This is a genomic window from Streptomyces sp. NPDC005805 (assembly GCF_040630445.1).
In the GTDB taxonomy this organism is placed as follows: Bacteria; Actinomycetota; Actinomycetes; order Streptomycetales; family Streptomycetaceae; genus Streptomyces.
Map to the genome: position 1 here is coordinate 117,161 of NZ_JBEXXN010000013.1, position 13,583 is coordinate 130,743.

Below are 13,583 nucleotides of genomic sequence, written 5' to 3' on the forward strand. Positions count from 1 at the left end.
GATCGGACGGCGCACGGTTCACCTCCCCGGGCCCCCGGCGCCGTGGAGGGGCAGCCGTGCCGTCCCGACCGGACCCCGGAGCTGCTCGGGCAGCACGACGTCCTCTCCGTACGCGCCCTGCCGCCGGACCCGGTACCGCCCGTGCTCGGGGCGGGAGTGGACCGCCCAGGTGCCGTACCGGGGGTCCACGACGAGCAGGGCGGGTACGCAGGCGACGGCGTACCACGCCGGGCGCTGGGTCGGCTCGGGTGCCTTCTCCTGCCGGGGCACGACCTCCACGGCGAGCGCGACCTCGTGGGTGCTCAGCATCCGGCCGGGCACCGGTGGCCGGCCGCCGGAAGTCCGCAGCACCAGGTCGGGAACGGCGAAGTCGTCCGCGTCGAACGGCATCGCCATGGGGACGGCCCGCTCCACGACCGGTGCTCCGGCCGGGGGCCCGTCCGCGAGTTCCTCCGCCAGCAGGCGCGCCGTCTCGCTGCGCGTCGGGCAGTCGGTACGGGTGAGCACCATGCTTCCGCCGATCACCCCGACCCGCAGACCCGACACCCGGGAGACGACCCGGGCCAGTTCGCGCGGCGTGCCCGGGAACAGCCGTCGGCCTCGCCGGCCGGTCACGGGCGGGCCCCGCCCAGTTCCACCCACAGCAGCTTCCCGCCGTGCGGCAGCCGGGTCGCTCCCCACGTGTCGGCGCACACCGCGACCAGCGCGAGCCCGCGCCCGCCCTCGGCATCCGGGCCCGGCCTGCGCGGCAGCCCCTCGAACGGGGCCGGGACGTCGGGGCAGCCGTCCCATACCCCGACCCGCAGCCGCCCCCGTCCAAGCGTGTGCAGTCGCATCCCGTACGGCCCCTCGGTATGGCGGTAGGCGTTGGTGACCAGTTCGGAGACGAGCAGTTCGGCGGTGTCCACCAGCCCGCAGAGCCGATGGGCCCCCAGCACCGCCCGCACCGAACGCCGCGCGATGCCGGGCGCGCGGGGATCCTGCGGAAGGCGAAGGGCGTAGGTCCAGGGCGGGGATACGGTGGTGAGCATGGAAGTCTCCTCGACGAAGCGTGTGTTGGGCTGGTGCAGCAGGTTCGGTGCCCGGTGACCAGGTCGCTCCGTCGAGCGGGGTGCTTCCGGGCGGGTGGCCTGGAACGAAGGCTAGGCATCGGCAAGTAAGACTTGCACTGCTGGCAACAGAATTGGCGTCGAACTTCCCCCGCGAAGGCGACGCCGTGTACAGGTGAACGAATGGAGGTGTCCGCATGGCCGGGAGGGCAGCCCCCACCGCCCGACGCATCCGCGTCGGTGCCGAGTTGCGAAGACTCAGAGAGCGCACGGGCCTCAGCTCCACCCAGGCCGCCCGCTTGCTGGGAGTCGGCCAGGGACAGCTCAGCAACGTCGAAACCGCCCGGTTCGGAGTGAGCGCGAACCGGGTGCGCGCCATGGCGGACATCTACTCATGCGCAGACAAGGCATTCGTCGAAGCACTGTCCACCATCGCCGAGGACCGCACCCGGGGATGGTGGGAGGAGTATCGGCAGACCCTCCCGACCCCCCTGCTTGATCTCGCGGAGCTGGAACATCACGCAACGCTTCTCCGCACGGCGCACACGGCACACATCCCCGGGCTTCTCCAGACCGCCGAACACGCTCGGGAGATCTATCGCCAGGCCATCCCGGCCCTGCCGCCGCACGGCATCGAGCACCGGATCTCACACCGGCTGAAGCGTCAGGCCGTAATCCACCGCCCCAACTCCCCCACGAACTACCGGGCGGTCATTCACGAGGCAGCTCTGCGGATGCAGTTCGGCGGAGCCGAGGTCGCCAGAGCCCAGTTGCGGCACCTGCTGCGAATGTCCGAGTTCGACCATGTGACCATCCGAGTGGTCCCCTTCACTACCGGCTCGTACCCGGGCTCCGGACAAACCATCAACTACCTCCACGGCCCGGTTCCACAGCTCGACACGGTGCAGCTCGACCAGTCGCACGGAGTGGCGTTCATCGACGACGCGGACGCGCTCGCGCAGTACCGGGAGCTCTTCGCCCGCCTGGAGGACCTGGCCCTGGACACGGCCGAGTCACAACGCTTCATCCACGACCTGGCCGACAGCCTATGAGGGAGAACCGGATGCAGTCGCCCATGTGGCAGCAGTCCTCCTACTGCGCGCAAGGGGAGGCATGCCTGAACGTTGCTTCACTGGACTCCGCCGTACTGCTCACCGAGAGCGACGACCCCGACGGGGTCATACTCCGTACCAGCCCCGCCGCCTTCGCAGATCTCCTCCGCGCCCTCCGGGCCGGCAGCCACGCTTCGCGCATCCGCGTGTCCGAGGATACGTACGGCACCGTCCGCATCCACCACCCCGACAGCCCCGGGCACGCCGTCACCACCTCCGCCGACAAGTGGCACGCCTTCACCCTCGGAGTCCGCGCGGGCGAGTTCGACCACCTCGCCGACCCGACCACGCTTCGCGACTGACCCACCCCGGCAAACCACCCCAAAGGTGGCACAACGACAGTCATTGCCCGGAGTCACGCAGCGTGATACACAGAGTGACGGTGCTCGCACACAGACCGGATCGCACCACCCCGCCCCAGGTCAGGGCGGTCGGCTCGGTCATACGTGCGGAGATCGGGTAAAGAGACCCTCGAAGACGGCTTACGTGCGCGGGTTCATCAGCGAAGATAGAGAGTGACCCGTGCCGTGGGGCGTGGGCGGCGAACAACCCGACAGGGGCGGTGAGTTACATGATCCTGGCAGCCGAGAAAGGCGACATCACCACCATCATCGGCGGAATCGCGCCGAACTGGGGCCCGTTCGGAGGCCTGGGCAACGAGGCTCGGGTGATGATCGAGGTCGTGATGGCCGTCGCCATCCTCATCTGCCTCGGCATCGCGATCTGGGGGGCGGCCAAGCAGCGCATCGGGGCGACGGCGCTCCGTGACACCTTCAGCGCGGAACAGGGCAAGGGCCTGATCGTCGCCGGTCTGACCGGCGTCTTCATCATCGGATCACTCGGCACCTTGTTCACCATCGTCTACGGGATGGCCGTCTGACCGCACGTCAGTCCACGCCGGGCGCGCCCGGGCCCATCGTCAGAAGTTGCGTTCCCTGATGTCACGTCACCACTCCGCGCCCGCGCGGCACACAGCACGTCCACGACCGGTTGAGGGAGCCCGCGCGAAATGAGCCTCGGCGACGAGCACGACACCCGCAGGGGCGACGGCTACGGCGGCTCGGGCCAGACCCGCACCCGGCTCCCCGGCGCGGCCGACACCGACGTCTACGGCGGCGCCCGCCGCCCCGTGCGGACCTCGCGCTCCCTCATCGGCGTGGTCGGCGTGATCGTGCTCCTGATCGCGGCGATCGCCTTCGCCAACCAGGGCGGCGGGGACGACACCGACGGCGGCTCCGCGAAGTCCCCCGCCGCGGCCCCGACAGCGCCCTCGGGCGTCCGCCCGGTCAAGGGCACCACCTCCGGCATCCCGACGGGCTACCCCCAGGACGAACAGGGCGCGCAGAGCGCGGCGGCGAACTACGCGGTGGCGCTCGTGTCGGCGGACATCCTGAAGCCGGACCGACGCGGCGGGATCGTACGGCAGATCTTCCTCAAGGACCGGATCGCCGAGCTCGAAGGGCGCCTCGACCAGGCGTACAGCAAGGACTTCCTCAAGAACATCGGCCTGGACGAGAAGGGCGAAGCGCCGACCGGGATGACGTACGTCTCCCGGACCGCCCCCGTCGGCACCAAGACCACCCAGTTCTCCCCGGACAGCGCGACGGTGGAGGTCTGGTGCACCGGCGTTTTCGGTACAGCGGGCGTCAGTTCGACCAACCCAGTGACCAACGACTGGTTCACCATGACCCTGAAGCTGCGCTGGTCGGAGGGGGACTGGAAGGTCGAGAGCTTCGCCCAGAAGGACGGCCCGGCACCGGTGAACGCCGACCGCACCGCATCCAGCGCCGAGGACATCTCCAAGGCAGTCGAGCAGTACGGAGGGTTCACCTATGCCCGGTAGTCCGCGGCGTGCTCGCACGGTCCTCGTGGCAGCGGGAGCCGTCCAGACCGCGATGATTCTGTTCGCGTCACGAGCCGTCGCGGACCCGTCGCCGTCTCCCTCCCCCTCCGCACCGAACCGGGACCAGTGCGACCTGATCGTCGGCCCCGCCCGCGACTACTGCGAGAACGGCGAAGCCCCCTCCGGCACCCGTGCCCCCGGCAGCGTCACCAACCCCGCCGACGCACTCGACCCTCTGTCCTCGCTCGCGCGCGGCTGCGCCGACGCCGCCGTGGCCGTGCTGGACTTCCTGTCCAAGGCCGTGAAGGAGACCGCCGAGGTCGACTTCACCAACCAGGCCTTCCTCGCCCGCTACGCCGTCGTCTTCGCCGCCGCCACCGTCCTCACCCTCGTCCTGTGGCTGCTCGCCGTCGCCAAGCGCGCCATCCGGGGCGTACCGCTCACCACCGCGATCTCCGAGGCCGTCGGGTTCCTCTGGCTCACCGTCCTCGCCTCCGCCTTCACCCCCCTGATCCTCTACACCGTCGTCTCCGCCACCGACGCGATCACCGAGGTCGTCGCGTCCGGGACCCAGGAGCAGACGGACATGTTCTTCGGGAGCTTCAAGGAAGCCCTCCAGAAGGGCGACAGCATCAGCGGCGGACCGATCATGCTGATCATCGTCGCGCTGGTCACCGTCGTCGCCGCCGGCATCCTCTATCTGGAGCTGTTCATCCGGGCCGTGCTCCTCTACGTCGGCGCGCTCCTCGGCGTCGTCGTCTACGCCGGCCTGGTCGACAAGAACATGTGGGGCCATGTCCGCCGCTGGGCCGGCATCATGATCGCGATCATCCTGGTCAAGCCCATCATCGTGATCGTCCTCGGCCTCGCGGGCGCACTCTCCGCCGGCGAGGGCCCCGACTCGTTCTCCGCCGTGGTCTCCGGACTGTCGATCATCCTGCTGGCCATCTTCGCCTCCGCGATGATCTACCGCTTCGTCCCCGGCTTCGGCGACGAGATCGCCAACTCCCGCAACAACCGCATCCAGAACTCCGCCGAGGGCAAGGCCGCCGCCGTCATCAGCTCCCCGGCCGCCCTCGTCTCGCAGGGCATCAAGACCCACAGCAGCCGCGGACCCCAGGGCGGCGACGGCGGGGGCAGCCCCGCGCCCCGGCCCGCCAACCCCGTCAGCGGCGGTGTCGCCGCCCACGGCGGGCGCGGCGCCGCCCCGGCCGCACCCGCGGCCTCCGCCGCGCCCGCGCCCCGTAGCGCGGCCCCGACCGGCAGCACCCCGCACAGCAACCGCAACACCTCAGGAGGTGGCCGGCGTTGACGACCCAGTCCCAGCCGATCGCGCCCCGCCGCACGTACCTCATCGGCCGCGCCCGGCCGAACGCGATCGTCGGCAAGAACCGCGAGACCGGCGAGATCGCGCTGATCATCACCGGGGCGTTCCTCGGCATGATGAGCGGACTGCTCGTCCCCGTCCTCTCCCTGCGCATCGTCCTGCTGGTCGGCTTCCCGATGCTCGCGCTGGCCGCCGTGTACCTGCCCTACAAGCACCGCACGTTCTACCGCTGGTTCGAGATCAACCGCAGCTACAAGCGCACCCTGCGCCAGGGCACCACCTACCGCTCCGGCGCCGTCGAGGCCGGCACCCGGCTCGACGGGCGCGAGATCGAGGTCGGCCCACCGCCCGGCATCGGCCGCATCAACTGGCTCGCCGCCCCCTTCGGACCCGACGAGATCGCCGTACTGCTCCACGCCGACCGGCGCACCGTCACCGCCGCCATCGAGATCGAGGGCCCCGGCGTCGGCCTGCGCGACAGCGAGGACCAGGAAGCCCTCGTCGACCGTTTCGGCACCCTCCTCAAGCACGTGGCGAACGGCGACGGCTTCGTCACCCGCCTCCAGATGCTGGCCCGCACCCTGCCCGCCGACCCCGACGCCCACGCCAAAGACGTCGCCCAGCGCGGCGACCGCGCCGCCCCCGGCTGGCTCCAGGACTCCTACGACCAGCTCCAGTCGATGGTCTCCACCTCCAGCGAGCAGCACCGCGCCTACCTCGTCGCCTGCATGCACTACTCCCGCGAACTGGCCGCCGAGGCCCACGCCATGGCCCGCGCCGCCAAGGCCGCCTCCGGCGCCCGCCGCCTCGACAAGGACGCCGGCCTCGCCGTCGTCATGGCCCGTGAGCTGACCGACATCTGCGCCCGCCTCGCCGAGGCCGACATCCGGGTCCGCCAGCCGCTGGGCCAGTCCCGCCTCGCCTCCCTCGTGCACTCCATGTACGACCCGGACCACCCCATCGACCACATCCAGGCGATGACCAAGCGCAACGCCTGGCCCGCCGAACTGGACGCCGTCGAACCGACCTACCTCCAGGCCAAGACCCGCGAGTCCTCCACCCGCGCCCCCTGGTGCCACTCCACGGCCTGGGTGAAGGAGTGGCCGATGACGCCCGTCGGCGTCAACTTCCTCGCCCCGCTGCTCGTCCACACCCCCGACGTCATCCGGACCGTCGCGGTCACCATGGACCTGGAGCCCACCGAGGTCGCCATCGAGCGCATGCTCACCGAGAAGACCAACGACGCCGCGGACGCCAGCCGCGCCGCCAAGATGAACCGGACCGTCGACCCGCGGGACATCGCCGCCCACGGACGGCTCGACCAGCGGGGTGAAGATCTCGCCAGCGGTGCGGCGGGGGTCAACCTCGTCGGGTACATCACTGTGTCGTCGCGTTCGCCCGAGGCCCTGGCCCGGGACAAGCGCACGATCAGGGCCTCAGCCGGCAAGTCGTATCTGAAGCTGGAGTGGTGCGACCGCGAACACCACCGGGCCTTTGTGAACACCCTGCCGTTCGCGACCGGCATCCGCCGCTAGCATCCGCCGATAGGGGCCCGATCTGATGCGTGATCCGCTGTCCGCCGTCACCGATGCGTTCACCTCCTTCGTGTTCGGCAAGGTGGAGACGACACGCCTGCCCGTACGCACCTCCACCGGGCAGGCCCAGGCCGTCTACCTGCCCACCGCCGCCCCCGGACTCGGCGACTCCGGCGTGATCATCGGCCGCGAGGTCTACAGCGGCAAGGGCTACATCTACGATCCCTTCCAGCTCTACGGCCAGCAACTGCCCGCCCCCCACTGGCTCGTCCTCGGCGAGTCCGGCAACGGCAAGTCCGCCCTGGAGAAGACCTACGTCCTGCGGCAGTTGCGCTTCCGCGACCGTCAGGTCGTCGTCCTCGACGCCCAGGGCGAGGACGGCGTCGGCGAGTGGAACCTCATCGCCCAGGAGCTGGGGATAACTCCCATCCGGCTGGACCCGATGACCGCCCTCGACGGCGGCATCCGGCTCAACCCCCTGGACCCGGCCATCACCACCACCGGCCAGCTCGCCCTGCTCCGCACCATCATCGAGGTCGCCATGGGTCACGGCCTCGACGAGCGCAGCGGCTTCGCCCTCAAGGTCGCCCACGCCTACGTCAACGAGACCATCACCGACCGGCAGCCCGTTCTCACCGACATCGTGGAGCAACTGCGCCACCCCGAGGCCGAGTCCGCCCAGGCGATGAACGTCGACATAGACGATGTCCGCGCCTGGGGTCTGGACGTCGCCCTCGTCCTGGACCGCCTCGTCGACGGTGACCTGCGCGGCATGTTCGACGGGCCGACCACCGTCGGCATCGACCTGGACGCGCCGCTGATCGTCTTCGACCTGTCCCATATCGACCGCAACTCCATCGCCATGCCGATCCTGATGGCGATCGTCGGTGTGTGGCTGGAGCACACCTGGATCCGGCCCGACCGCAAGAAGCGCATCTTCCTGGTGGAGGAGGCGTGGCACATCATCAACAGTCCCTTCGTCGCTCAGCTGTTCCAGCGTTTGCTCAAGTTCGGCCGGCGGCTCGGCCTGTCCTTCGTCGCCGTCGTCCACCACCTCTCCGACGTGGTGGACGGCGCCGCGGCCCGTGAGGCGGCCGCCATCCTGAAGATGGCCTCCACCCGGACCGTCTACGCCCAGAAGGCCGACGAGGCACGCGCCACCGGCCGCGTCCTCGGCCTGCCCCGCTGGGCCGTGGAGATCATCCCGACCCTCACCCCGGGCATCGCGGTGTGGGACGTCAACGGCAACGTCCAGGTCGTCAAACACCTGGTCACCGAGGCCGAACGGCCCCTCGTCTTCACCGACCGGGCGATGACCGAGTCCTCCCACCCCGCCGTTCCGGAGCACGTCCAGGCCGCCGAATGGGAGGCGGAACAGCGGGCGGCGCTGATCGAGCAGCACCAGCAGGGCTACGACGACGAGTCCTCCCCCTCCTCGTCCCGGTCGACGGTGGCGTGACATGCGCGGGGGACACGGCGGCCCGGCCGAGGGCGGCGGACACGGCGGGGCGCGGCCGTCCGGCGGGGTTCCCGACGGTCTGCTGGTGGCCCTGCTGGGTCTGGTCCTCGGCCTGACCGTCGTCGTGTGGACGGGTACGGGTCTCGCGGCTCTCCTCTCCCACGGCTCCTGGCCGGACGGTGTCTCCTACACGGGGTCGCCCCAGGCCGTGCGTTCCCTGCTCGGCGCCCCCGACGACCTCGCGGCGGCCTGGCCGGACGCCCCGCCCAAGGCCCTCTCCGGGTACGGGCTGTTCTGGGGACTGGTCATCGGGCAGGTGATGGTCCTCGTCGTCCTGACCGTGTTCGTCCTCGGCACGGTCGCCCGCTGGCGGGCGGTCCGGGCCGACGCGGCAGCGGCCCGGGCGGAGCGGCGGGCCACCGCCGGAGGTGCCGACCGCGTGGACGGCACCGCCCAGGTGCACCCCGGCCCGGCCCTGGAGAAGCCCGGCCCGGCGGCCCCCTCCCCACCGCGAGCAGCCTTCGCCCCGTCGTTCCACGAGTCCCCCGCAGAACCGCAGTCAGCAATCTCCCCCGTTCCCGCGCCGGTTCCCGACCCGGCCCCGGTCGTACCGGCCCCCGTCTCCTCAGCCGCCTTCGCCACGGCCGTGCCCTCCCCCGTCGTCCCCGGGCCCCGCGGGCGGACCTCCCGCCTCCTGTACGGCGGCCCGACCCTCCGCCGGCCCGCCGCCGTCCAGGCCCTCCTGGACGCGGAGGGCCCCGCCCTCGTCGTGACCTCCGACCCCGCCGTGTGGGCCGACACCAAGGACGCCCGCGCCAAACTCGGCCCCGTCCTCGTCTACGACCCCGGCCACCTGTGCGACACCCCGGCCAGGCTGCACTGGTCGCCCACCGCCGGCTGCGAGTCCGCCGACACCGCCGCAGCGCGCGCCCGCGCCCTGCTGGCACCCGTCCGCCCCCGTGCCCTGGTCGACGCGGCCATGGCCGACACCGCGGAGACCCTCCTGCGCTGCTGGCTGCACGCGGCTGCCGTCGACGGCCGTCCGTTCCGCCAGGTCCACCGCTGGGCCCAGGGCTCGAGTGCCCAGGAACCCGTCCGGATCCTACGCACTCACCCCAGGGCGGCCGCAGGGATCGCGGGCCTGCTGGAGTCCGCGCTCACCGCGTATCCCGAACGCCGGGACATCGCGGAAGAGTTGATCGTCCGCGCCTTCGGAGCGCTCTCGACCGTCCATATCCGCGAGGCGTGCACAGCGAACCGAGGAGATGCGCTCGCCTTGGAATCTTTTGTGCACGAAGGGGGCACCCTTTATGTGGTGGGTGAACCGATCGAGGACCCGCGCACCCGCCCCGGCGCGATGCCGCTGCTGACGGCACTCGCCTCAGACGTGGTCGAGCACGGCCGCCGCATGGCCGCACGGTCATCCGACGGTCGGCTCGACCCACCACTGACCCTGGTGCTCGACGACATCGCGGCCGTCGCCCCCTTCCCTCTGCTCCCCCGCCTCATGGCCCCGGGCCAGGACGAGGGCATGCCCGCCCTGGTCCTCCTGCGCTCCGCCGAACAGGCCCGCGCCCGCTGGCCGGAGCCTCTGCCCACCAACTCCCCCTGACACCAGCCCGGCCCGCTCCGGACCCGGCCCACGGCACCCGGCCGCAAGGCGCGCCGAGCACCCGCGCCTACACTCCGGCCGGCGGCCGCGCCACCACGTACTCCCGCGCGTCCGCGTCCCCCGGTATCGGTGACGCGTCACCGCTCGGCAGGAAGCCCATCCGCCGGTACAGCCCCTCGGCACACACGTTGTCCGCGTGGAAGACCAGCCGCACCCGCTCGGCGCGCGGCGACTCCAGCGCCCACGACCAGTCCAGCGCCGCCCGGAACAGCGCGTCGGCCACCCCGCTGCCCCGCGCCTCCGGCCGGACGAACACACCCACCACATGCGTCTGGTCCACCGGCGCGGCCTTGCCTATCCGTGCCTCGACCCCCGCCCGCTCGACCAGCAAGGTGACCGTGCCGTCCCAGCCGCCGCCCGGCGCCTCGGCGACGAACTGCACGACGTCCCGGCCCTCGGCCGCAGTCGCCGTCCGCTCCTGCCACTCGGCGTCCGGGCGGGCCAGCGCGGTCTCGTAGGTCTCCAAGAAGGCGATCGGGGCCAACGGGTCCCGCAGCGCCGCGAGCCGCAGCTCCCGGGCCGCGGCCCACTCGTCGGCGCGCACCCTGCGCACGACGTGCCCCGATGCAGGCGCCTCTGCCGGTCCCGGCACCTGTGCCCGTGCCGGCTTCTGATCCAGTTCCAGTTCCAGTTCCATGGACCGATGGTCGCCCGTCCCCGCGCGGAGCGGCAACGCGTTATCCACAGGCGGGTTCTGCGGTCATATCGGCTGCCCGGAGACGCGGCCGCGACGGCCGCCACGCCCCCGCCCCTCCGGAACGGCGTCGTACCCCGGTACCACGCCCACCCCTCGGACAGTGCCCCGGTCGGACGCCCCGGCGTCCCCGCCTCCGTAGCGTCAGCCGCATGACCGGCCCACACGGCATCGAAGCCGTCTCACTCACCAAGCGCTACGGCGCGCGGACCGTCGTACACGACCTCTCCTTCACGGTCCGTCCTGGCAGTGTGACCGGCTTCCTCGGCCCCAATGGGGCCGGGAAGTCCACCACCATGCGCATGCTCCTCGGCCTGGACACCCCCACCCGCGGCACCGCCACCGCCGGCGTCCGCCCCCACCCCGGCCACCCCGCGCCCCTGACCGAGGGCGGCGCCCTGCTCGAACTGCCCGGCACCGAGGTCACCCGCGGCCCGGCGGACGAGCTCACCGTGCACGGCACGACGGCCGCGCACATCGGCCGGGGCGTCATGGTGCTGCCCGGCGTCGTCGGGATGCTTCCCTGCACCGTCGTGCACGATGCCCCGGAGTACCCCCCTGGCCGGGCGACGACCACCCTGATGTCCGCGGAACCGGCGGCCGGGGCGGCCTCAGCCCTCGGCCTGACGGCTCTGCGTCCGCGCCGCACTGACGTGTGAGCCGGGCCGGCACCCCGCTCGTCCGATCCCGCCGTGCCCTCCCGTTCTCCCGCCCCACGTACGAGGATCGTCCCGTGACCACCGCCGGCGAACCGACCGCACCGACTACGCCGCCCGCCCCTCCGGAGGAGGCGAGCTGGTCGGCGGGCGCCCAGCCCCTCACCCGCCGTATCCACCGTCTCGGGGAGCGGCTGCGCGCCTTCGACGGCCGCCACCCGCTCTACTGGGACCTGCACCTGACGGCCCTCATGGTGGTGGCGGCCCTGGTGGACGCGTCGGGTGGCTGGCGGAACGTCGCCTTCGATCCGGACGTGCCCGTTCTGCTGGTGGTCGTGATGAGCCTGGTGTTCACGGTGCCCCTGGTGTGGCGCCGGAGCCGTCCGCTCGCCGTGCTGGCGATGATGCTCCCGGCCGCCCTCGTCAACGCCTGGACCGGCGCTCATCTCCAGGCCTCGCACCTGCAGTTGCTCGTGATCTCCCACATCGCCCTGCGGCTGCCACTGCGCACTCTCACCTGGTCCGGGCTCGCGTTCCTCGTCCCGGTCGCGGTCGGCGCGACCCGTCACCCGGTGGGCAGTTGGGACCAGCAGTTCGCCCCCACCCTCTACGCGCTGCTGCTGGTCGCGCTGCTCGGTCTGACCGTCCGCAGCCGGCGCGAGCACACGGCGTCCCTCGTCGAGCGGGCACGCAGGCTGGAGGTCGAACGGGACCAGCAGGCACAGTTGGCCGCCGCGGCGGAACGGGCCCGTATCGCCCGGGAGATGCACGACATCATCGGCCACAACCTGTCGGTCATCACCGGCCTGGCCGACGGCGGGGCCTACGCCGCCGCGGGCAATCCGGAACGAGCGGCGCAGGCCCTCACCGCGATCGGGACCACAAGCCGCCAGGCGCTGGGCGAACTCCGCCGCGTCCTCGACGTCATGCGGGACGATGCCACGCCTACCCCGGAGACCGCCGAGCTGTCACCGCAGCCCGCCCTCGCCGACCTGCACACCCTGGTGGACAACGTCCGCGCCGCAGGGCTCCCGGTCACCCTCACCGTCGAGGGCGAGGCCGAGGAGTCGGGGGCAGCTGCGGGGCCGGTGAACGCCGGACGCCAACTCGCCGTCTACCGCGTCGTCCAGGAGGCCCTGACGAACACGCTGAAGCACGCGGGCCCCGGCGCGACGGCTGCCGTGCGGGTGTCCTTCGGCGACGACGGCACGATCACGGCCGAGGTCACCGACACGGGCACCGGGCTCGCACCCCGTACCGGTTCCGATCACGCCGCCGACTCGGTGCACACAGGACGGGGCCTCGCCGGAATGCGCGAGCGAACCGCCCTGTACGACGGCACACTTGAGGTCGGCCCGCAACGCGCCCCGGAAGCCGGCTGGCGCGTCCGTCTCCGTCTCCCGAAGGACGCCACCCCGTGACGACCGTGCTCATCGTCGACGACCAACCCATGCAGCGGCTGGGCTTCCGGATGCTGCTGGAGAGCCAGGACGACATGGCGGTGGTGGGCGAGGCGTCGAACGGGGCAGAGGCGGTGCGACTGACCGCCGAACTCTCCCCGGACGTCGTCCTCATGGACATCCGCATGCCGGGCCTGGACGGCATCGAGGCCACGCGCCGCATCGTGGCGGCCGGCGACCGTACTCGCGTACTGATCGTGACGACCTTCGACCTGGACGAGTACGCGTACAACGGCCTGCGCGCCGGAGCCAGCGGCTTCCTCATCAAGGACGCGCTCCCCGAGGAGCTGCTCTCCGGTATCAGGGCCGTGGCCGCCGGCGACGCGGTCGTGGCGCCGAGCCTGACCCGCCGTCTCCTCGACACCTACGCACGGCATCTGCCGGCCTCCACCACTCCTTCTGTGGACGAGCCGGCGCCAGGGTCTGTATCGGACGAACGCCTCCGCCGACTCACGGAGCGGGAGCGCGAGATCCTCACCGTCATCGGCCAGGGCTGGACGAACACCGAGATCGCCGCCCGCTTCCACCTCGCCGAGTCGACAGTGAAGACGCATGTGGGACGCATCCTCGCGAAGACCGGATCGCGGGACCGGGTCCAGGCCGTGATCCTGGCGTACGACACCCGTCTGGTGAATCCGTCCTGAGGCCGGCATGGAACGTGCGGAAACGCAAAAAGGGCCCCGCCCTCCGGAGAATTCCTTCTCCAGGGGGCGGGGCCCTTTTCCAATGATTGTTCGGCGGTGTCCTACTCTCCCACAGGGTCCCCCCTGCAGTAC

The 13,583-nt window shown here is 71.7% G+C and carries 13 protein-coding genes and 1 pseudogene; 11 read left to right on the forward strand and 3 right to left on the reverse strand.

Translation table 11 applies throughout. The features are described from left to right. Positions 1 to 18: 18 nt before the first annotated feature. Positions 19 to 615, reverse strand: a complete 597-nt coding sequence (locus tag ABZ457_RS10495) for a Uma2 family endonuclease (protein ID WP_359156075.1) — start codon at positions 613 to 615, stop codon at positions 19 to 21. After that, the gene (locus ABZ457_RS10500) at positions 612 to 1,031 is read right to left on the reverse strand and encodes an ATP-binding protein (protein ID WP_359156077.1); all 420 of its coding nucleotides are present in this window, start codon (positions 1,029 to 1,031) and stop codon (positions 612 to 614) included. Before ABZ457_RS10500 ends, ABZ457_RS10495 begins: the two co-directional genes overlap by 4 nt. Positions 1,032 to 1,246: 215 nt before the next feature. Here ABZ457_RS10500 and ABZ457_RS10505 point away from each other — a divergent pair, with 215 nt between their 5' ends. The 8 genes from ABZ457_RS10505 to ABZ457_RS10540 all read left to right on the forward strand — a co-directional run bounded on the left by ABZ457_RS10505 (position 1,247) and on the right by ABZ457_RS10540 (position 9,937). Beyond that, on the forward strand, positions 1,247 to 2,101 hold the full coding sequence (locus ABZ457_RS10505) for a helix-turn-helix transcriptional regulator (RefSeq protein ID WP_359156079.1): 855 nt from the start codon (positions 1,247 to 1,249) through the stop codon (positions 2,099 to 2,101). Positions 2,102 to 2,112: 11 nt separating this feature from the next. After that, the gene (locus tag ABZ457_RS10510; protein WP_359156081.1) at positions 2,113 to 2,463 is read left to right on the forward strand and encodes a DUF397 domain-containing protein; all 351 of its coding nucleotides are present in this window, start codon (positions 2,113 to 2,115) and stop codon (positions 2,461 to 2,463) included. Positions 2,464 to 2,732: 269 nt separating this feature from the next. After that, on the forward strand, positions 2,733 to 3,041 hold the full coding sequence (locus ABZ457_RS10515; RefSeq protein WP_359156083.1) for a hypothetical protein: 309 nt from the start codon (positions 2,733 to 2,735) through the stop codon (positions 3,039 to 3,041). A gap of 129 nt (positions 3,042 to 3,170) precedes the next feature. After that, a complete protein-coding gene (locus ABZ457_RS10520) occupies positions 3,171 to 4,004 on the forward strand; it encodes a hypothetical protein (RefSeq protein WP_359156086.1) in 834 nt (277 codons plus the stop codon). Continuing rightward, a complete protein-coding gene (locus ABZ457_RS10525; RefSeq protein WP_359156088.1) occupies positions 3,994 to 5,316 on the forward strand; it encodes a hypothetical protein in 1,323 nt (440 codons plus the stop codon). The genes ABZ457_RS10520 and ABZ457_RS10525 overlap by 11 nt, the downstream gene beginning before the upstream one ends. Next, the gene (locus ABZ457_RS10530; RefSeq protein ID WP_359156091.1) at positions 5,313 to 6,866 is read left to right on the forward strand and encodes an SCO6880 family protein; all 1,554 of its coding nucleotides are present in this window, start codon (positions 5,313 to 5,315) and stop codon (positions 6,864 to 6,866) included. Before ABZ457_RS10525 ends, ABZ457_RS10530 begins: the two co-directional genes overlap by 4 nt. 25 nt (positions 6,867 to 6,891) lie before the next feature. Continuing rightward, complete coding sequence (locus ABZ457_RS10535; RefSeq protein ID WP_359156093.1) at positions 6,892 to 8,325, forward strand: ATP-binding protein; 1,434 nt, start codon at positions 6,892 to 6,894, stop codon at positions 8,323 to 8,325. Position 8,326: 1 nt separating this feature from the next. Next, on the forward strand, positions 8,327 to 9,937 hold the full coding sequence (locus ABZ457_RS10540) for a type VI secretion protein (protein WP_359156095.1): 1,611 nt from the start codon (positions 8,327 to 8,329) through the stop codon (positions 9,935 to 9,937). A gap of 67 nt (positions 9,938 to 10,004) precedes the next feature. Here ABZ457_RS10540 and ABZ457_RS10545 read toward each other — a convergent pair whose 3' ends face one another. Next, positions 10,005 to 10,628 (reverse strand): GNAT family N-acetyltransferase, encoded by a 624-nt coding sequence (locus ABZ457_RS10545; protein ID WP_359156116.1) that lies wholly within the window; start codon positions 10,626 to 10,628, stop codon positions 10,005 to 10,007. Positions 10,629 to 10,843: 215 nt separating this feature from the next. Here ABZ457_RS10545 and ABZ457_RS10550 point away from each other — a divergent pair. The 3 genes and pseudogenes from ABZ457_RS10550 to ABZ457_RS10560 all read left to right on the forward strand — a co-directional run. Then, positions 10,844 to 11,098 (forward strand): annotated as a pseudogene (locus ABZ457_RS10550) (ATP-binding cassette domain-containing protein); the annotation flags it as partial. Positions 11,099 to 11,520: 422 nt separating this feature from the next. After that, on the forward strand, positions 11,521 to 12,768 hold the full coding sequence (locus ABZ457_RS10555; RefSeq protein WP_359156118.1) for a histidine kinase: 1,248 nt from the start codon (positions 11,521 to 11,523) through the stop codon (positions 12,766 to 12,768). Then, the gene (locus tag ABZ457_RS10560) at positions 12,765 to 13,451 is read left to right on the forward strand and encodes a response regulator transcription factor (protein ID WP_359156097.1); all 687 of its coding nucleotides are present in this window, start codon (positions 12,765 to 12,767) and stop codon (positions 13,449 to 13,451) included. The genes ABZ457_RS10555 and ABZ457_RS10560 overlap by 4 nt, the downstream gene beginning before the upstream one ends. Positions 13,452 to 13,583: the final 132 nt, after the last annotated feature.